This is a genomic window from Helicobacter pullorum (genome assembly GCF_900638355.1).
Lineage (GTDB): Bacteria > Campylobacterota > Campylobacteria > Campylobacterales > Helicobacteraceae > Helicobacter_D > Helicobacter_D pullorum.
Genome location: NZ_LR134509.1, coordinates 1,249,180 through 1,269,869 on the forward strand (window position 1 = coordinate 1,249,180; position 20,690 = coordinate 1,269,869).

General features: G+C 34.8%; 17 protein-coding genes and 1 tRNA gene. 6 read left to right on the top strand and 12 right to left on the bottom strand.

Going from position 1 to position 20,690, the window contains the following annotated elements:
• Positions 1-459: an RDD family protein gene (locus EL247_RS06120; RefSeq protein ID WP_005020608.1), complete on the bottom strand. Its 459-nt coding sequence runs from the start codon at positions 457-459 to the stop codon at positions 1-3.
• Positions 459-1,718, bottom strand: a complete 1,260-nt coding sequence (purD, locus tag EL247_RS06125) for a phosphoribosylamine--glycine ligase (RefSeq protein WP_005020607.1) — start codon at positions 1,716-1,718, stop codon at positions 459-461. Before purD ends, EL247_RS06120 begins: the two co-directional genes overlap by 1 nt.
• A gap of 381 nt (positions 1,719-2,099) precedes the next feature.
• Here purD and EL247_RS06130 point away from each other — a divergent pair, with 381 nt between their 5' ends.
• Positions 2,100-2,597, top strand: a complete 498-nt coding sequence (locus EL247_RS06130) for a c-type cytochrome (protein ID WP_040499525.1) — start codon at positions 2,100-2,102, stop codon at positions 2,595-2,597.
• Positions 2,598-2,640: 43 nt separating this feature from the next.
• Here EL247_RS06130 and EL247_RS06135 read toward each other — a convergent pair whose 3' ends face one another.
• The 9 genes from EL247_RS06135 to ileS all read right to left on the bottom strand — a co-directional run bounded on the left by EL247_RS06135 (position 2,641) and on the right by ileS (position 14,603).
• Positions 2,641-3,444 (bottom strand): AAC(3) family N-acetyltransferase, encoded by an 804-nt coding sequence (locus EL247_RS06135; RefSeq protein WP_232019741.1) that lies wholly within the window; start codon positions 3,442-3,444, stop codon positions 2,641-2,643.
• Entirely contained in the window at positions 3,441-4,160 is a 720-nt protein-coding gene (locus tag EL247_RS06140; protein ID WP_232019742.1) for a hypothetical protein, read from the bottom strand. The genes EL247_RS06135 and EL247_RS06140 overlap by 4 nt, the downstream gene beginning before the upstream one ends.
• The gene (locus EL247_RS06145) at positions 4,150-4,389 is read right to left on the bottom strand and encodes an acyl carrier protein (RefSeq protein ID WP_060660983.1); all 240 of its coding nucleotides are present in this window, start codon (positions 4,387-4,389) and stop codon (positions 4,150-4,152) included. The genes EL247_RS06140 and EL247_RS06145 overlap by 11 nt, the downstream gene beginning before the upstream one ends.
• 3 nt (positions 4,390-4,392) lie before the next feature.
• On the bottom strand, positions 4,393-7,365 hold the full coding sequence (locus EL247_RS06150; RefSeq protein WP_126442114.1) for a DUF4910 domain-containing protein: 2,973 nt from the start codon (positions 7,363-7,365) through the stop codon (positions 4,393-4,395).
• 9 nt (positions 7,366-7,374) lie between these two features.
• The gene (locus EL247_RS06155) at positions 7,375-8,970 is read right to left on the bottom strand and encodes an ABC-F family ATP-binding cassette domain-containing protein (RefSeq protein ID WP_126442115.1); all 1,596 of its coding nucleotides are present in this window, start codon (positions 8,968-8,970) and stop codon (positions 7,375-7,377) included.
• 53 nt (positions 8,971-9,023) lie between these two features.
• Positions 9,024-11,000 carry an excinuclease ABC subunit UvrB gene (gene uvrB / locus EL247_RS06160; RefSeq protein ID WP_126442116.1) on the bottom strand — a complete coding sequence of 659 codons (1,977 nt, stop codon included), beginning with the start codon at positions 10,998-11,000 and terminating at the stop codon, positions 9,024-9,026.
• A 522-nt stretch (positions 11,001-11,522) separates the two neighbouring features.
• Positions 11,523-11,598, bottom strand: a tRNA-Phe gene (locus EL247_RS06165).
• A gap of 93 nt (positions 11,599-11,691) precedes the next feature.
• Positions 11,692-11,820 (bottom strand): hypothetical protein, encoded by a 129-nt coding sequence (locus EL247_RS08710; protein WP_269470975.1) that lies wholly within the window; start codon positions 11,818-11,820, stop codon positions 11,692-11,694.
• On the bottom strand, positions 11,820-14,603 hold the full coding sequence (gene ileS / locus EL247_RS06170; protein ID WP_126442117.1) for an isoleucine--tRNA ligase: 2,784 nt from the start codon (positions 14,601-14,603) through the stop codon (positions 11,820-11,822). Before ileS ends, EL247_RS08710 begins: the two co-directional genes overlap by 1 nt.
• A 123-nt stretch (positions 14,604-14,726) precedes the next feature.
• On the opposite strand from ileS, the gene EL247_RS06175 reads away from it, so the two are divergent.
• The 3 genes from EL247_RS06175 to EL247_RS06185 all read left to right on the top strand — a co-directional run bounded on the left by EL247_RS06175 (position 14,727) and on the right by EL247_RS06185 (position 18,205).
• The gene (locus EL247_RS06175) at positions 14,727-16,667 is read left to right on the top strand and encodes a translocation/assembly module TamB domain-containing protein (protein ID WP_126442118.1); all 1,941 of its coding nucleotides are present in this window, start codon (positions 14,727-14,729) and stop codon (positions 16,665-16,667) included.
• Between the two features lie 99 nt (positions 16,668-16,766).
• Complete coding sequence (locus EL247_RS06180; RefSeq protein ID WP_054194718.1) at positions 16,767-17,999, top strand: malic enzyme-like NAD(P)-binding protein; 1,233 nt, start codon at positions 16,767-16,769, stop codon at positions 17,997-17,999.
• Positions 17,999-18,205 (top strand): hypothetical protein, encoded by a 207-nt coding sequence (locus tag EL247_RS06185; RefSeq protein WP_126442119.1) that lies wholly within the window; start codon positions 17,999-18,001, stop codon positions 18,203-18,205. The genes EL247_RS06180 and EL247_RS06185 overlap by 1 nt, the downstream gene beginning before the upstream one ends.
• On the opposite strand, the gene dapF is transcribed toward EL247_RS06185, so the two are convergent.
• Positions 18,192-18,938 carry a diaminopimelate epimerase gene (dapF, locus tag EL247_RS06190; RefSeq protein ID WP_126442120.1) on the bottom strand — a complete coding sequence of 249 codons (747 nt, stop codon included), beginning with the start codon at positions 18,936-18,938 and terminating at the stop codon, positions 18,192-18,194. The genes EL247_RS06185 and dapF overlap by 14 nt on opposite strands.
• A 132-nt stretch (positions 18,939-19,070) precedes the next feature.
• Here dapF and gltX point away from each other — a divergent pair, with 132 nt between their 5' ends.
• Together gltX and EL247_RS06200 are read left to right on the top strand one after the other, a co-directional pair.
• Positions 19,071-20,393, top strand: a complete 1,323-nt coding sequence (gene gltX / locus EL247_RS06195) for a glutamate--tRNA ligase (RefSeq protein WP_065830589.1) — start codon at positions 19,071-19,073, stop codon at positions 20,391-20,393.
• 1 nt (position 20,394) lies between these two features.
• On the top strand, positions 20,395-20,688 hold the full coding sequence (locus EL247_RS06200) for a YggT family protein (RefSeq protein ID WP_005020590.1): 294 nt from the start codon (positions 20,395-20,397) through the stop codon (positions 20,686-20,688).
• Positions 20,689-20,690 lie beyond the last annotated feature (2 nt).

Sequence of the window (20,690 nt, forward strand, 5' to 3'; positions counted from 1 at the left end):
TTACTTCAAATTTACCACAATAGTTTTAGCAACTTTATCGTGCAATGCTTGATAAATCCTATTTTCAAAAACAAACAAAAATGGAAGATACATCAACATCTCACTCAAAATTCTAAAACACGAACGCACAAAAGATTGCCCCATTTTAGGATTATCTAGCAATCCCACTTCAATGACGCGAATCTTTACAACAATTTTACCAATAGTCGCTCCATAAAAACACACAAATAACCATTGATATACAATTTTGATGATATACAAGGCAATCCAAGAGCTAGAAACAATGCCCAAAATCGCTTCTTTATCGTGTGAATTTTGGACGATACTATCCCAATTTATCCCTATTAGCACCATAGAAATTAGCAAATCATCAATAATAAACGCTACCAACCGCTTCCAAAGAGGTGCAAGCTCAATCTCCTCTCGCGCTAATGTTTCTTCTATTTTTTCAATATCCATTATTTTTCCAAAGCTTGATATGCAATATCCTTGCGATACTGCATTCCTTCAAATTGAACACAATCCACCATCAAATAAGCATTCTGTGCCGCTTCTTTTACATTATTGCCCTTACCCACACACACCAAAACTCTTCCTCCACTTGCCAATAAATCTTCCCCTTCTTTACTCACTCCAGCATAAGAAATCAAAGAATCTTGAGAATCTTTTGTAAGAATTTTGATTTTTTCTTTTTTGGAATTTTTATATGGATAATCTTTTGAAGCAACCACTACACCAACACAAACTTGTTCTTCAATTTCGTAATTTACGCCTTTTAAATCTCCCCTAGCACAACCCAAAAAACAATCTAATAATCCATTTTTAAAAAGAGGCATAAGCACCTCACATTCAGGATCCCCAAAACGCACATTAAATTCCAACAAATAAGGTTTATTTTTGACAACCATTATTCCACAAAACAATGTCCCGCTAAAAGGATTCCCATCTTTTTCCATTCCCTCCAAAGTGGGGATAATAATAGTTTTTTTCACCTCATCAATCAAATTAGAATCTGCCAACAAAGAAGGTGCATAAGCCCCCATTCCACCGGTATTTGGTCCCTTATCTCCATCCAGTAATCTTTTATGATCTTGTGCAGGGGGCAAAACGATAAAATCCGCTCCATCACACATTGCAAAAATAGAAAGCTCAAAGCCATCTAAAAATTCCTCTATGACTACCTTTTTACCCGAATCACCAAAACTTTTTCCATCTAACATTTCTTTTGTTACACTTTTGGCTTCTTCATAACTTTGTGCGATAATCACGCCCTTGCCCGCACACAACCCATCTGCCTTAACAACAATAGGAAGATTCAAGGTATCAATAAAATCACAAGCTTCTTTATAATCTTGTGTTTGGATAAATTGTGCTGTTGGGATTCCATAGCGTTTAGCAAATTCTTTCATATAAGCCTTAGAACCTTCTAATTGTGCCGCTTTTTGACTTGGACCAAAAACCAAAATACCATTTTCTCTTAACATATCTGCTAAACCATCTACCAAAGGTGCTTCAGGGCCAATTATCACCAACCCAATTTTCTGCGTGATTGCAAACTCTACAAATTCTTGATAATTCTTAAAATCAATATTTTTCCCAAGTCTGCTTGTTGCCCCATTTCCGGGATAAAAATAAATTCCATCTACCCTACATTCTTTTTGCAAAGCAAGCCCAATAGAATATTCTCTCCCGCCACTTCCAACAATCACTATCTCCATACTTTACCTTTATTTTGATATTTAAAATCTCTACTCCATAGAAATTTTAAAAACCAAAAAACCCAAGTGGGCGTCTATCATTGTGTAAGCCCTAAAAGCTAAAGATTCTAGCCACAAGTCTTTTATTAGGCGGCAGATTCTCGTCTCAACTTAAGAGACTAATAGCGAAAACACCATCACACAAAAAGAAACTATGCAACCAGCAATATTTTATATGTTGGACTACCAAAAAATAAAAACTCGCTCCACTCAGGCAACTAAAATTATAAAATATCCTAGCTAAAAATAGCTTTTAATTTAAAGAATTAACAATAAAATTAATATTTTTTTGGCAAAATACGCCTAATGATAAATATTTTAAAAATAATTAGGAGTAAATTTATGATAAAAAAAATGCTCATTTCCACAATTTTAAGCCTTAGTATTTTGAATGCTAATGAATGTGTCTGTTTTGAATTAAAGGGAGAATTTGGAGAGGAAATCAAAGCAATTTTGAAAAAATATTCCAAAAATCTAGGTTCTAAAGATATTCAAGTTGTTAGAGAAGATGCGGATTTAACAATTCAAGAAAGAAGTTTTTTAGAAAGCCTCATAGGCACAGGCGAGGTAGCCCCTTCTGCTAAACAAGCCAATTTAGAAAATGGTAAAAAACTCTATGATAGAGATTGTGCAAGCTGTCATGGAGAGAAAGGCGAAATCTCTGTGGCAAAAAAATCACCCATCAACACTTGGAGTGCGCAAAACATTGCTGATGAAATCAAAAGCTATCAAGATCAAAGTTTCCAAGGGCAATCTCGCTTTGTTAAAAACCAAATTGCCACTCGCTACACCAAAAAAGATATGGAAGATGTCGGAGCTTATGTTGAGAGCTTGAAGTAGATTAAATTTCACTTGAAGATTTCAAAAGAATCTTCAAGCTTATTTAAACAATTACACTTTCTTTGCCATCTTTAAAAATATAAAAATGTTTTGGTGCTTCTTGCAATAAAATAAATGGCTCTTCTTGCAATCGTTTGATCACATATTCCAAAAATGGTTTTGCACAAAAATAATAAACCTTACTGCCCCCAAAAACCTGCTTTTTTATAATCCCATTAGCAATCATCTCCTCTTGAATGCGAAAAAAATTAACTTTCAAACTTTCAGCTAATGGAAGACAAAAATGATAAAAATCCCCTCTAATCTCCCCAAAATCACCAATAACCTTGCCAAAAAATGGCTTAAAATATCGATACTTCACCCCATACATAGCCTCGACAAAAACCATAAAAGTGCAAACCCTAATATCAATCCCCAAAAACACCATCAACGCATTTTTATCCCACAATCTACCATAAACACTTTCTTTGCAAAAAGGATTATGCTCTATTTGATTTGGCTTTAGAATCTCGCTAATTTCCGTTCCTATTCCACAAAAACCAAACATAGGATGAGTGCTTCTTATAGTGCTATGATTCCTAAATACTTCGCTTAAAACCCCAACTTCACTTTTTAAAATTCTCAAATCAGCAATTTTTGTCTTTGGAAAACTATAATTAAAACAAGGCATTATTAAATTATCAAAATAATTCATCATAACTTCAAGCCATATTTTGGGTATATCCAAAAAGTTTTCTCCTGCTAATCTACCTAGATTTTGCAAAGCACTATGAATCAAGATAATATTATTTTGAGAGGATAATATTTGGCTAATTTCTTCAATTTCAATCTTAGTATAAGCTTTCACAAAAATTCTCCATAATGTGCAACCATTTCTTGATAAATGCCATTTGCCTTTTCTTTGAATCTTTGATTATTCCAAGCCTTACGACTTAGTAAATTCCATTCTAGCTTTCTTAGAAATTCCACCCTTTCTTTTTCATTCAAAGAATCAATACATTGATTTTGCAGCGATTCTTGCAAATGCTTTGCCACAATCTCCATAAGCCTAAAAATAAATACAAACAAAGGATAGCACAAAATCTCTTTTAAGCTTTCATTTAGCTGTGCTTTTAACTCCTCTTGATATTCTCGCACCAAAGTGCATTGATGATTCTTAATAGAGCTAAAAAACAAATCCATTAAACTTGCAGGATAGAAATCCAAAATATCTCCTTGAATATTTACGATAGGAAAATAAGGATAGATTCTACAAATCAAAGGTCTTAAGCAATGCGGATTACACAATCCTCTACACTCACAAGAAAGATAATACAATACAAGCTTTTTATCTCCAAAGCTAAATTCCTCTCTTTTGGCTTCTTTAGAAATATTGTGTATTCCGCCTTGTTTCTTATAATACTCATACTCACCCTCAAGCATAGGAAGCACGACTGCATTTTGATTGAGCAGTTTAAAGCCACTTCCAAAAAAATTCTTGCAACAATACCCATCACAAGTCAAATAACAATCCTTAAAAGAAATAAAATCTTTTTTGTAAATACTCTCCCAATTAATCTCCATTAGATTTTCCTTTAATCTGCTCAATAATCCCACAAAATCCATCAATAGTGCTAAATTCTTGTGGATCATATTCACTCAAATCCAAATCCACTCCAAGTCTATCCTCCAAAAATCCAAGCAATTCCAAAAAACCAATTGAATCAATCCCATCATTGCCAAACAGATTCCCATCCTTGCATTCTTTATTGCAATCCTTTAAAAACTCCAATACTATTTGTTTTGTTTCCATATTTTATTCCTTTCTTAATAATCCATTTTCTACAAATTTTCTAATCCACTCTTTCATATCCAACAAACAAAAACCGCATTTATCCGCAATCTCTATTAAATCCAACTTCCCATCACAATACATAAGCAAATTCCTCATATCTTTCACAACACCAAAAGTTTCCTTAGTCGAGAGTTGCGGATAAAGCCCTCTTTTGCCAAGCTGCGGTTCGCACAAAATGGTATTTTTATATACACCATTAATCTCCAAAACCTCTAAAATCTCACGCACCATCACAAAGCCACCTTGCAAACCTTTGGGACTAATAAAAGACAAATCATCTAAAGAAGTGTGGTATTGTGAATATTCCCCAAACTTACTCCGCATTAAAGTGCAAAAGGGCAAATCCACACCCGGCGCACAATACTGCCTCTCATCACTTCCCCTTCGCAAATAAGAATAGGTTTTATATCCCCTATACCTTGAATTTAAAATATGCTTAGCAGCCCTATCTGCGAGGTTATTTCCAGCCCTTGATTCAAGATAAGAATACGCCCCCTCATCTCCAATACAAGTAAGCACAAACCCAGCTACACATTTCTCCCTTAACTCCTCTAAATGCTGACTTAGATAATAAATCGCCCCTATGGTTTCAGGCACAAATAAGATTCTATAAGTGTAAAAATGTGGAATCTCACTTAAATATTTTGCCAAATAAGTTGCCACACAGATTCCAGAAAGCTCGTTGTTTGCCATTTGCGGATGACAAATATAAGTGCTTAGGACAATCTCCTTGTCGCTCTCTCCCTTTATTACCACCTCTCCATAACTCATAAATCCGCTCTCAAGCTTTGAATCAATAACGACTTCAAACTTTTCTTTAGAATCTCCAAACTCTCTTTCTAGCTTTTCTCTTAGCTCCAAGCTCAAGCAAAATCCCCAATATTCTTTATAATAAGAAGTAATATAAGGAATAGCATTTTTCTGCTCTTTTAAACTATGCAAATGCGATTTCAACTCCTCAAAAGTGAGAGATTCCCTCACAGGCACAGAATACCCCACCAAATGCAAATTATTCTCCCCAAAATCACAGATTTTCTCTCCACTAGGCGTGATAATATAAGCCTCATTTACATTCCATTCTTTTGGAATCTCCCAGTCAAAAGCTTGAGTATGACTTGGAACTTCATAAACTTTTAAATTCCCTCCTAAAATGCTATTAATAATCCTAAGTGTCTCCCTATTACCATTCCCACTTAAAGAGCGAGGAATCTTAAAAAGTCTTTGTGCAAGCTCATACATCAAAACGCCAAAATTCTTCTTATTTTCTATGAATTGAGATTCAACCCAAACCCTAATTTGCTCTCTATCAATCTTGCCATTGCTATTAAGAGGAAAAGATTCCAAAGCTAAAATCCGCGTTGGTATCATATAATGTGGCAATCTTTGTTTGCATATTTTTAGAATCTCATCACTCTTGATACTTTTAGTCTCAATCACCCCCACAATACTTGTAATACCATCGTTTTTTATCACCACACTTACACTTTGTGTTTTGCTAACCTCCCTTAAAACATTATCAATTTCCAAAAGCTCCACGCGGAATCCTTGAATCTTCACCTGAAAATCCACACGCCCCAAAAAGCAATACACTTCTTCCCCATCAATTTCTTTTAAAATCCCTAAATCTCCAGTTTTATACCACCTTACCCCATTTTTGGTGATAAATTTCTGCTCTGTTTTTTCTCTATCATTCAAATAACCTTGTGCTATTTGATCCCCTCCTAGCCAAATTTCCCCTTTCTCCCCTTTTGTCACCTCATTGCCTGTCTCATCTCTTAAACTCACCAAAAGCCCATCAAATGGAATCCCTAAAGGCACAATCTTTTCTTGAAGTTCTGCCCCATAGCAATAAGACATAAAAGCAATTGTAGCCTCTGTGGGTCCATAGAGATTCTCCACCACACTATTTTTACACATCTCACTCCAAAGTTTAGCATTCTGTGTTGGAAATTCCTCCCCACAAAACAACGACAATCTCAAACTTGTTATTAAATTGGGCTTTAAAGCTTTAAACTTTATCAAATAGGCAATCAAAGAAGGTACAGCAAAAAACACACTTAGATTATTTTGTATAATAAATTTAATGGGATTAAAAAGGGATTGCTTGGGAATCACACACAAAGTCGCTCCACTCAAAAATGCACAAAAAATATCATGCATACTCAAATCAAAAGTAATATCAAAGAAGTTTGAAATTCTATCTTGTGGATTGAAGCGATACTTTGCAAGCATTCTCTGTGTGTAGGCAAAGAGATTATCACGACTAACCATAACGCCCTTTGGCTCACCTGTGCTACCTGAAGTAAAAAGCAAATAAGCAGTTTTGCTAGGAAAATTAGAAATGCTAGAAGAGCTACAATCACAACTTTGCTCAAAATCACTCCCAAAAGCCACACAAGATTGCGAGTTTGATTTCAAGCTTGATTTTATATGCGATTCTAAAGGCTGCCCTTCATTACAACCCAACTCTAAAATCTTTGGAATAACAATAAATTTATGCTTAGGGAATCTCTCCTCTAAATCCCCTAATTCCTCAACCACAATCACCAAAGATTCTAAAGATTCTGCAATCCCATAAAAAGAATCATAACATTCCCTTCCTAAAAACATTATCCCAGCACCACTTCGTTTTATCATAGACAAAAGTCGTTGGCTTGGAAATTTTGGATTTAGCGGGACATAGGTTTGACAAACTAAAACACAAGCAAGAATGGAAGTATAAACTAAAGCACTCCGAGAAGCAAAAATAAGTATTTTATCAGAATTAACTACTAAATGCCCCCCCCCCCCACGCATATTAAGAATCAAAGATGCGAGAATCTTAGATTGAAAACCTAATTCTTGATAAGTAATTTTTGCCCCCTCTACCTCTAGGGCGATATTATTTGCATTTTTTACAAAAGATTCTTCTAATGCCTTACACAATAAGTCCATAATATTCCTTTATTCTAAATTTTGTGAGGCAAGATATTCCTCATAGCTTCCACGAAAATCTACCACTTCATTATTTTCTTTAAACTCTATGATTCGATTTGCAAATGCATCGATTAATTCCCTATCATGACTTACACAAATCACATTCCCACTATATTTATAAAGTGCTTCCCCTAGTGCAATGATTGCTTCTAAATCTAAATGATTCGTTGGTTCATCAAGCACCAAAAAATTTCCACCCTCTAACATAAGCTTGCTTAGCATTATTCTGTGTTTTTCTCCACCACTTAGTGACCCCACACTTTTTTCTTGCTCCTCTCCACTAAAAAGCATTCTACCCAAGGCATTGCGTATTTCTGTTGTTTCTTTCTTTTTATCAAACCCACGCAAATATTCATAAAGGCTCTCTTCACCTTTGATGATTTCAGTTGTATTTTGAGGAAAATACCCTCTCTCAATTGTTGCACCCCATTTAATAGTGCCACTTTGAGGTTTTAGATTCTCACAAATTAGCTCACAAAATGTAGTTTTTCCAATCCCATTGCGTCCAATTAATGCGATTTTATCTCCGGGCAAAATATCCAAAGTCAAATCTTTTAAAACACACAAATCCCCATAGCTAAAATTTAATTTTATGATATTTAAAGCCTCATTGCCAATGGTTCGATTTACCCTAAACACAATGCTAGGATCTCTGCGACTTGAAACTTCTAGGGCTTGAATATCAAGCTTTTCAAGTTGCTTTTGTCGGCTTGTGGCTTGTTTTGCCTTAGAAGCATTAGCAGAAAATCTCGCAATAAAAGATTCTAATTCTTCTTTTTCTTTGAGTTTTTTATTGCATTCGGCTTCTTGCTGCTTAGCAATCAAAGTTGAAGCAATATACCAATCATCATAATTCCCACTAAATTCCCTCACGCTTCTAAAATCTAAATCTAATATATGCGTGCAAACACTATTTAAAAAATGCCTATCATGCGAAATAACTACAAGTGTCCCTTCATGCCGCTTCAACTGCTCTTCAAGATAACTAATTGCACGCAAATCTAAGTTGTTTGTCGGTTCATCTAAAAACAAAATATCCGGTTTAGGGAACAACACTTGAGCCAAAAGCACTTTAAACTTATCTCCCCCTGTAAGAGTGCTCATCAATTCATTATGAATCGTAGCAGAAAACCCCAAATCCTCCAAAATCTTCTCAATTTGCACATCATATTCATAAGTAGGATCCTCTTCTGCACAAATCATCTCTAGCTCCCCTAAACGCTCATTGACCTCATCGCTAAAATCACCTGCTTCATAAAGTTTTTCTTTTTCTTTGATTGCATCATACAAGCGTTTATTTCCATAAAGCACACAATCTTTGATACTAAAATCCTCAAAAGCAAACTGATTTTGCCCCAAAACTCCAAGTCTTGCATTAGGATTAAAAGAAATATCCCCACTTGTAGGCTCAATCTCGCCACTTAATATCTTTAAAAAAGTAGATTTTCCTGCGCCATTTGCCCCAATTAACCCATATCTTTTGCCCTTATCAAGCTTCAAATTGACATTTTCAAAAAGCTTTTTTGTTGCATATTGCATAGAAAGTCCAGTAATTTGAACCATAAAAATCCTTAAAAAATAGATTGCAAAATCATAATAAATTCTTTCTTAAACTCTTATAGACTCCGCATTTTTGCTATTTCATCTCTTAATCTTGCTGCTTCCTCAAAATCCAATCTTTTAGCAGCTTCATGCATTTTTTTGGTGAGTTCTTTTACTAGCTTTTCTCTCTCTATTTTTGGCATTTTTTCTTTCTTTTTAGCCTTTTCATAAAGCATTCCCAAATCTTGATTTTTTAGATTTTCATCAAGTTTTCTTGAAACACTTTGTGGCGTGATATTATGAGCTTTGTTAAAGGCTTCTTGTTTTGCCCTACGATAATCTGTAACTTCCATCGCCTTTTTAAGCGAAGGGGTAATTTTGTCTGCAAAGAGCAAAACCCTGCCATTGACATTTCTAGCAGCTCTTCCCATTGTTTGAATCAAACTCGTCTCACTACGCAAAAATCCCTCTTTGTCCGCATCCAAAATCGCCACCAAAGAAACTTCGGGCAAATCAAGCCCTTCACGCAAAAGATTAATTCCCACCAAAATATCAAATTCCCCTACTCTAAGTCCTCTGATGATTTGATTACGCTCAATTGCATCAATTTCTGAATGCATATACCGCACTTTCAACCCCAAATCACTATAATACCGCGTCAATTCCTCTGCCATTTTTTTAGTAAGTGCCGTTACTAGCACCTTCTCGCCCCTTGCAATGACTTTTTTAGCCTCATCATACAGCACTTCTACTTGATTTTCTACACTCAAAACTTCATAAATAGGGTCTAGCAAACCCGTTGGTCGAATTAATTGCTCTGCAATATGATTCTTGCTTAACTCTAACTCTTTTTGTGCAGGCGTAGCAGAAACAAAAAGGAAATGTGGGGCTTTGTGGATAAATTCCTCATATTTCAAAGGGCGGTTATCCAATGCACTAGGCAAGCGGAATCCATACTCCACAAGCACTTCTTTGCGACTTCTATCGCCTGCATACATTCCGCCAAATTGTGGCAAACTCACATGTGATTCATCTACAATCAATAAATAAGGTTTGTTTTTTTGGGCAAAATAATCCAACAAAGAATAAGGTGTCTCACCGGGTTTTTTGCCTGTTAAATGCCTTGCATAATTTTCTATCCCCTTGCAAATTCCCGTTGATTCTATCATTTCCAAATCAAACTCTGTGCGAGATTTAAGCCTCTCATATTCCACCATTTTATTTTCTTTTTTAAAAAAATCCAGTCGCTCTGCAAGCTCTTTTTCAATACTTTTGATTGCTATCTTTAGCCTATCAGCCCCAACAATAAAAGGATTTGCAGCATATAATACAAAAGATTCTAAATTTCTTATAGGTTTTTTGTCAATGCTATCTAGGATTGTAATTTTCTCCAATTCATCACCAAAAAATTCCAATCTCACCACTTCATCTTCGCTATAAGCTGGATAAATATCAACCACTTCTCCATTTACCCTAAAATCCCCTCTATCAAAGAATGAATCATTGCGTTTATAGCCCATTTCCACCAATCGCAAAAGCATAGATTTTTGATGATAACTCTCGCCTGCTTCAAACTTTTCTATCATCTCCAAGTATTCTTTGGGATTCCCCAAACCATAGTTTGCAGACACTGATGCTACCACAATCGTATCATCATAAGCCAAAAGTGAAGTAGTCGCAGATAATCTCAATCTCTCCAACTCATCATTAATGCTGGAATCTTTTTCAATAAATAAATCTTGACGAGGGATATACGCTTCTGGCTGATAATAATCAAAGTGAGAAATAAAATATTCCACATGATTTTTTGGGAAAAATCCTTTAAACTCACTAAAAAGCTGTGCGGCAAGAGTTTTATTGTGCGTCATAATCAAAGTTGGCATTTGCAGCTCTTGAATAATATGTGCCATAGAAAAAGTTTTCCCACTGCCTGTAACACCAATTAAGGTTTGGTATTGAGAACCACCTTTGATAAAGCCACTTAGCTTTTCTATGGCTTGTGGCTGGTCCCCTGCTGGTTTGTAAGATGAGTTTAAAACAAATTTTTGCATAGTTTAGATTCATTACCTTTTGTGGAGTTTAACCATAATTATAGCCAAAGTATTATCAATTTTCACATGCTAGAAAATTACTCTTTGGGGCTATAATGTGCAAAAATATAATGAATTATTAGGAAAGAAATTAAAAGAAGCAAAGAAAGCGTCTTTTTCAAAAGCACTCAGCATTACAAAAAACAATCAAAAAAAAACAAGAAATCAATAAAATTACAACAACCTCATCAATAAATATAGAGATAAAACATTTCATAGTTGATATTTGCCCAAAAAGTGTGAGGGGAAAATTAACCATTAAACAACAAAGTGAAGTGTTTTATTTCTCTCTTATCTATCACAAATTGCTTTCATGATAAAAAGTATAGGCAATTTTCACTGAGCAATTTTGCATAGAATCTTTCTTGCATTTTCACTTTTAATTCCATTTGGTATTATGTTAGATTCTAAAGCTTTGAGTAGCGATATTTAGGGATTTTTACATCATCATATTTGAAACAAAAGTTTATGTAGCATAAAAAGTGGTGGCTCGAGGCGGAATCGAACCACCGACACGGAGATTTTCAGTCTCCTGCTCTACCGACTGAGCTATCGAGCCATTTAAAAACGGAAGTAGAATTATATAGTTTTGTTATTTAATATTTTCTTAAATATCCCTACTTTCTTCTACTCCCCTGCAAGATAAAGCATTTTAGTGCTTTTTTGCTTGTTTTTTAAGAAACTTATACCCCATCCACATCAAAAACACAACAATAAAAATACTCACCCAAGTTTCATCGGCTCCAACAGGCTTAGACAAATCAAAAAAATTCTCAAACACTATTGCCCCTCCAACACTTCTTTGCACCTTTTGCAAGGCTCATCCACTTCTTGCGAAATATACTGCCAACATCTAGGGCATTTAAAGCCTTGTGCTTTTAAAATCTTATATTCCATTCCCTCAAATACAAAACTAGCCAAAACTTCCCCTTTGACTTCACTTCTTATTTGACTTACCATAAGCCAAAGATTCAATTCTTCAAATTCTAACATTGCTTGTGGGACTGCCAAATCCACTTCCAAAGTTGATTTAATCACCGAATCCTTTTTAAGCCCATCAATTTGTTCTAAAAATACACTTCTCAAAGCAAGTAGTTTCTCAAAGTCAAATTTAGGATTTTCAAAACTCGGCAATGGAGTATAAAGAATCTCAAAAACATCACCACCCTTAGAAATGCCACAAGATTCTAATACCGCTTTGCTTTGAGTATGCTCCAATGCTTCATTGATAGTATAAGTAAAAATCGGCGCTAAAATACCAAAAAGTCTTCCTGTAATAAGTGCCATTACACTCTGACTTGCTTTGCGTTCTTTGGAAGTTAGGGCATTGCAATACAAATTATCCTTACAAATATCCAAATAAATACCACTAAGCTCTACATTCAAAAAATAAGTTAATTCTTGAATCGCTTTAGAAAACTCATATTCCCCAAAAAGCCTATTGACTTCATTAAAACATTCTCTTGCTTGCTTGAGTATCCACAAATCAATCTGATTAAAATTCTCTACTTGAAGTTCATCTAAACCATTAGTATTTGCCAATAAAAAGCGTATTGTATTGCGGATTTTACGATAATTCTCTCCCACTTGCTTTAAAATATTTTGGGAGATTCTTTGATCATTTTGGTAATCACTCATTGCCACCCAAAGCCTTAAAATCTCGCTTCCAAATTCCTTTAATACTTCTTTTGGGACAATCACATTTCCTTTGGATTTACTCATTTTCTCACCATTTTCATCCATTGTAAAACCATGAGTTAAAATGCTTTTATAAGGTGCCTTTTCATTCACCGCACAGCTTACAAGCAAAGAGCTATGAAACCAACCCCTATGTTGATCACTCCCCTCTAAATACATATCTGCAGGATAATTTCCACTGCGATAATTCTCGCTTTTTAGCACTGCTTTCCAAGTGCTTCCACTATCAAACCAAACATCCAAAATATGATGAATCTTCTCAAAATGCTCCGAATCTTTTTGGTATTTTTGAGGCAATAAATCTTTAATTTCCTTGCTCCACCATACATCACAACCTTCTTTTTCAAAAATCTCGGCTACAAAATCCAAAATTTCCGAATCCAAAAGCACTTCTCCACTGCGTTTATCCCTAAAAAATGCAATAGGCACGCCCCAATCCCTTTGCCTTGAAATACACCAATCTGGACGATTTTCAATCATAGAGCGGATTCTATTTTTGCCATGTTCTGGAAAAAATCTTGTTTTATCAATCTCCTCTAATGCCACCTCACGCAAAGTTTTTCCTTCCTTGCTAAAAGGTTCATCCATGACAATAAACCATTGCTTAGTCGCACGGAAAATAATCGGTTTGTGAGAACGCCAACAATGTGGATAAGAATGTCTAATTTTGGTATGCAACAAAAGATTTTTACCCAAAAGCTCAAAGATTCTTGCATGCGTTTCAAAAACAAATTTTCCAACAAACTCATCAGGATTAAAAAATAATTTTTCTCTTACCAAAGTCTCATCATAACAACCATTATCATCAACAGGCATTAGCATTGGCAAATTATATTTTAAACCCACAAAATAATCATCTTCTCCATGTCCGGGTGCCGTATGCACACAGCCACTTCCATCACCCACTGCTACATGTTCTCCCAAAATAATCTTTGAATCTCTTCCATTTAGCGGATTAGTAGCAAATGTATTTTCTAAAATCGATGCTTTAAATACTTTTAAAATTTTATTTTCTACAACCCCCAAAGCTGCTAGCTTTTCTACCTCTGAAGCGAGGATTATTTTCCCATCACTTGTGAGTGCATAATCTTCATTTGGATTGAGTGCAATTCCACTATTTGCTGGCAAAGTCCATGGTGTAGTCGTCCAAATCACACAATAAGCTTGCTCTAGCCCAACTTCCCTTGCTCCAATTGCTTCTAAAGCGCTATCTTGCAAAGCAAATGCCACAAAAACAGAATCGCTTTCTTTTTCTTCATATTCCACTTCTGCCTCTGCCAAAGCAGTTTGACAAGCCCAACTCCAATATACAGGCTTGCTGCGTTCTTTTAACAAACCTTTTTTAGCCATTTCACACAAAGCTTTATAAATCTCTGCTTCAAAAGCAAATTCCATTGTTTTATAAGGATTATCAAAATCCCCTATTACTCCGAGTTCCAAAAATTCATTCTTTTGAATCTCAACAAATTCTTGTGCATGTTTTCTACAAAGTTCGCGGATTTTTGTTTTGGGCAAAGAATCCTTTTTTTCTTTTCCGAGTTTTTTCTCCACTTGCTGTTCTATTGGCAACCCATGACAATCCCAACCGGGTGTATAAAAAACCTTTTTGCCTTGAAAATAGTGAAATTTAACAATGATATCTTTTAAAATTTTATTTAAAGCATGCCCAATATGCAAATGTCCATTTGCATAAGGTGGTCCATCATGCAAATTAAAACTCTCACTTGCATTTTTGCGATTCTCCAAAATGCGATCATAGATTGCATTGTCTTTCCATTTTTGATAAGTCTTTGGTTCATTTTGCGGGAGATTACCCCTCATAGGAAAGGAAGTATTTGGCAATTCCAATGTTTCTTTATAGTCCATTATAATCCTTTTTGATTTTTGGATAACATACAATTTGTAAATTCTACTCTATTTTGCATTAAACAAGTATTATTTTACCTTTGTTAAAGTATTTTTAACCATACTTTCATTAAAATTTTTCACATGAAAAAACTATTTTCTTCCAAAATTTTTCTTAGTTTTTGTGCTGTTGCTATTATCATTTTAACTTTGCTGGGCTTTATTTTTTCTCCATTTGGAAATTATTTTTTAGCCAAAGCTCTTTTAGCGACTCTCCAAACGCATACACAAATGCAATGGAAAAGCAACTCTTTTAAGCTCACTCCTAGCCATTTCTCTTTAGAATTTAGTGCTAAAGATGGGAATTTAGAATTATTTGCACAAGGTGAATATTCGCTTTTTTTACACACATTAAAGGGGGAATTTTTCGCACATTCAAAAGGCTTTGCAACACATTTCAATCAGCATACTCTATACTTCAAAGAAAATCAATGGATTGAAGGAAAATTTGCAGGAGACTTTGACAATTACATTCTCCAAGCCTCAAGCAATTTGATAGATTCTCAAAGCGATATAATGGCATATTTCCATTATCTCAATCTCCAGCACCTTAAGCTTGACCTCAAAAACGGCTCTTTGGCTTATTTATTAGAAATGCTTGAAGAAAAACAATATGGAGATGGGATTATCAACCTCACAACCAATCTCTCCAAAAATGAAGAAAAGTTTGATGGCACTCTCAATATTAATATTGAAGGTGGGGAATTAAACCAAGAAGCCTTCTTATCAGATTTCAATCTTAGAATCCCTCAAACTAATTTTATGGGGGAACTCCAATCCTCTATTGCACAAAATACTTTCACCCATCAACTTAAAATTTACTCCACTCTAGGAGACATCACTCTTAATGGAACAACCAATATCCAATCTCTTGCAACCAATACCGATTTTAATATTGAACTTGCAAATCTCTCTCCCCTTTCGCCCTTTTTTAAACTCCCACTTAATGGTGCCTTTAGTGCAAAAGGAATCGCTAAGGGCGATTTTAAAAATATGCTTTTAGATGGGGAAATACAGCTTTCCAACTCTCCACTAAATTACAACTTAAATCTACAAAACCTTAAACCCAAAACACTCAAAATTTCCTCTAAAAATCTCAAGGCGCATTCTCTCTTTTTGCTTTTCAATAAAAATCCCTATTTTGAAGGCAATATTGACTTAAATATGGATTTGAGAGATTTTTCTCATGGAATCTCAGGCATCATTACCCTAAAAAGCCAGAATCTATTCATCAATAGCCCTCTTTTGGAAGAAAAAACTCAAATAGGCTTCCCCTCTACTCATTTTATCTTTGATTCAAAAATCGAACTTGCCAATGGAAGCGGACTTTTGGATTACACACTTCAATCTAATCTTATTCTTCTTAAAACACAACAAGGGCATTTTACACTTCATCCTTTTGATTTCAATTTTCCCACAGAATTTGAAGTTAGCAAACTTCAAAACCTGTCTTTTCAGAATAAAACCGCCCTCCAAGGCTCACTAAAATCTAGCGGAAACTACACAAAAGATTCTTTTGATTTAAAAGGAAATATTATTTATGAAAACTCAGAAAATCCCTTCTCCCTTCTACTTACACCTCAAAATTTTATCTTGCGAATCAATCAAATACCTTCTAGCCAAATTTACACGCTTTTTGATAAAATTCCACATTATTTTAATGGGATAGGAAATTTCAGCCTCAATAATGACTTTAATCTTCAAATTAGCAATATCAACTTTGATATTCACAAACTCACTTTCCAAGATTCACCGCTTTTAAGAGAATTTCAATCCAAAACACAACAAAATATTGCAAAAGAAAATTTTAGTGGTTACATTTACAATACCATCCTCCAAGATAAAACCATACAAAGCAGGATTCAACTCCAAAGCAATGCACTCAAAATTCAATCCCAAAAAATTGTTACTAATCTAAACAATAAAAAATTAAATGGAGATTTCACACTTACCAACCGCAAAGGTGAAAACAAATACACAATCTCTGGCAATATTTCCTCCCCACTCATTCATTCCACAAAATAAAATTTTATAACTTTATCTTTACTAAATTAAGTTTTCTTTTATTTTATTTTTGATTAAATCCTCTACAAATTTTTACTCATTAATAAGAAGGTCCAAGCTATGGAAGATTTAAAACAAACTTATCCTGATTCACTTCCTTATCACAAAGGTGGAAAACTCGAAGTTATACCCAGAACTCGCGTAGAAAATGAACATGATTTATCCCTTGCTTACTCACCCGGAGTTGCAGTGCCTTGCAAAGAAATTCAAAAAGATCCTAATATGGCTTATGAATACACTTCTAAAGGCAATCTTGTGGCGGTTATTTCAAATGGGACTGCCGTTTTGGGTTTGGGCGATATTGGTGCATTAGCCGGAAAACCTGTAATGGAAGGCAAGGCAGTTTTATTTAAAAAGTTTGCAAATATCAATGCTTTTGATATAGAAGTCAATGAAAAAGATCCAGATAAATTTGTAGAAATCATAAAAGCCATTGCACCAACTTTTGGAGGGATTAACCTAGAAGATATTAAAGCGCCTGAATGCTTTTATATCGAAAAACAACTCAAAGAATCTTTGGATATTCCAATTATGCACGATGACCAACATGGGACAGCTATTATTTCAGCTGCTGGAATCATCAATGGGGCTAAAATTACAAACAAAAAAATCAATGATTTAAAAGTAGTGGTCTTAGGTGCAGGTGGTGCGGCAATTGCTTGTGCGAAAATTGCCAAAAAGCTTGGCGTAAAAGAAATTATTATGTTTGATAGCAAAGGGGCAATTACCACCCACAGAAAAGATAATTTAAATGGCTTCAAAAAAGATTTTATTGTAGATAAAGAAATTAATAGCTTCAAAGAAGCCTTAGAAGGTGCAGATGTATTGCTTGGATTATCCAAAGGAAATATTTTAGAAGCTAAAGATATTGAAGGAATGAATAAGAATCCTATGATTTTTGTAATGAGCAATCCTATTCCAGAAATTAGCCCTGAAGTCATCAAAGAAGTTCGTCCTGATGCAATTATAGCAACTGGCAGAAGTGATTACCCAAACCAAATCAATAATGTCTTAGGATTTCCATATATTTTTAGAGGGGCATTAAAAGCTCGAGCAAAAGCAATTAATGAAGAAATGAAACTTGCTGCAGCAAATGCTTTAGCACAACTCGCTCAAGCAGAAATACCCGATGATTTAAAAGCAGAATTAGAAAAAATCCATAAAAGAAAATTTGAGTTTGGCAAAGAATATATTATCCCTTCACCCTTTGACACAAGATTAAAAGATTTTATTTCCAATGCCGTAGCACAAGCGGCTATTGATAGTGGAGTAGCAAGGATAAAATCACTCTAATGGAAGATTTTGATTATAAACTTGTAATGTTTGGCTTTAGTGCATTGTGCGAGGATTTAGAGGAAGTCCAAAGACGACTTTCACTCTATCCCAAAGAAAGATATGAATTAGAAAATGGCGATGAATGTTTTTTGGCAAATCTCAAAACCAAAGAAATCTTTCCCATCACCCTAGAAAATGAAAAATTTGTCATTAAGGATAAATAAAATCGCAAATTTTTCTCACTTTCCCTTTGAGATACAATTTGCCATTTTCCTCCCTTAGATACAAATCCTCTTTGCTTGCAGGATTAAAAAGACAAGGATTCTTGACTTTATTAGCTAATAACAAATAATAAAACATCGCTGCCATTCCTGTCCCACAAGCTAGAGTTTCATCTTCAACTCCTCGCTCAAAAGTTCTTGCCAACACTCTATCTTCTCTACAAGAAGCTATATTGATATTTGCATTATATTTATGCCTTAAAAATCTCAAATCTTCTTTATTCAACCCCATAATCTCTAAATCCTCACAAACCAAATGAGGCACGCCTGTATTTATTAACCACCAATTCTTACCAAATTCGCAAATATCCGTCTTTAAAACCTCTGCTTTGCTCAATGCACTTTCAGCCCAATCCCCTTCTATCTCAACTCCAATCACCCCTGCCTTACTCAAAAATTTCTGACTATTCCCAGCCAAACCCAAATCTCTAGCATACATACCAGCTGCCCTGCTTCCATTTCCGCACATTTCAGCTACACTGCCATCTGCATTATAAAATTCCCATTCAAAATCATATTCCCTATGAGGCTTCAAAACAATCAATCCATCTGCCCCAATACCTTCTTGACGATGACAAATTTGCTTTGCCAAGTTGCTATAAGAATCCTCATTGTATCTAAAAGTATGCATCAAAATAAAATCATTCCCACTTGCAGAATATTTACTAAAAAACATCTCAAAAAACCTCAATAATTATTTTTAGCATTATAGCACCAATCTCATTATCCAAATTCTAAAATTATGAAAATTTTCAAGTTTCTTTATGGTAAAATTCCCATTTATTCTATTTTTATTTCAAGGTTCTATATGCTTAGATTCGCACCAAGCCCAACAGGAGATATGCACATAGGGAATCTACGTGCAGCTATTTTCAATTATATTTTATCCCTCCAAAGAAATGAAAAATTTCTTCTACGCATTGAAGATACTGATATTGCAAGAAACATTGAAGGCAAAGACAAAGATATTATGTTTTTACTTACTCTTTTTGGGATTAAATGGGATATGCTTGTTTATCAAAGTGAGAATTTCCCAAGACATCGCCAACTAGCTGATTATCTAATTTCCCAAAATAAAGCTTTTTACTGCTATTGTACCAAAGAATTTTTGGAACAAAAAAGAGAAGAAGCCAAAAATGAACACAAAGCCTTTAGGTATGATGATTCGTGGGCAGAATTGCAAAAAGATTCCAATCCAAAGCCCACAATTCGTTTAAAAGGCTCTAAAACTCCTATGGAATTTACTGACAAAATCAAAGGAAAAATAGAATTTGCCCCCAATGAATTAGACAGCTTTGTCATCTTAAAAGATGATGGAATCCCAACTTACAACTTCGCTTGTGCAGTTGATGATATGCTTTATGATATTGATTTTATTGTGCGTGGGGAAGACCATGTAAGCAACACGCCCAAGCAAATGTTAATTCACCAAGCCCTAAACTATCAAAAAAACATAGAGTTTGCTCATTTGCCCATTTTACTTAATGAAGAAGGCAAAAAAATGAGCAAACGCGATAATGCTTCTAGTGTCCAATGGTTGCTCAATGAAGGTTATTTGCCACAAGCGATTGCAAATTATCTCATTTTAATGGGCAACAAAACCCCTTGTGAAGTCTTTACACTCAAAGATTCAATCCAGTGGTTTAAAATTGAAAATATTGCAAAAGCACCGGCTAAATTTGATATTAACAAACTCCGCTTCCTCAATCGAGAGCATTTCAAGCTACTTAACGAACAAGATTTAGCAGCACTTTTGGGCTATAAAGATTCTAGCATTGGTGCTTTAGCAAAACTCTATTTGCAAGAAGCAAGCACTCTCAATGAATTGCGAGATAAAATTGATAAAATTTTTGTCAAAAAATCCTTGCTCCTCAATGAAGTTACAATGGCAGATTTCCAAAAAGAATTAGAGATTCTACAAAACTCTCTTTTGGAGATACTTGCCACACAAGATTGCTCCCAAAAAAGCTATGAAGAATTCAAAAATCTCGCCATGAGTGCTTCAAATCTCAAAGGCAAATCTTTCTTCAAACCCCTAAGATTTCTCCTAACAGGTGCCGAGCATGGTCCAGAGTTAAGCGATTTATTCCCATTTCTACGATTTTATCTAAAAGATATTATAAGGAAATAATATGGTTATTAGCACATTCATTGAAGCCATTGCACATATTTTGAATATGGTTATTAACATTTATATTTGGGTGGTTATTATTGCAGCACTGATTTCTTGGGTGCGTCCAGACCCTTATAATCCGATAGTTCAAATCCTTTATAAACTAACAGAGCCTATTTATGCTAAGATTCGTCGTTTTATGCCAACAATTATCGGAGGAATTGATATTGCTCCAATAATTGTCATTTTGGCATTACAATTTATCAATCTATTCTTTGTTAAACTACTCTTTAGTTTTGCCCATAGCTTTTAGGA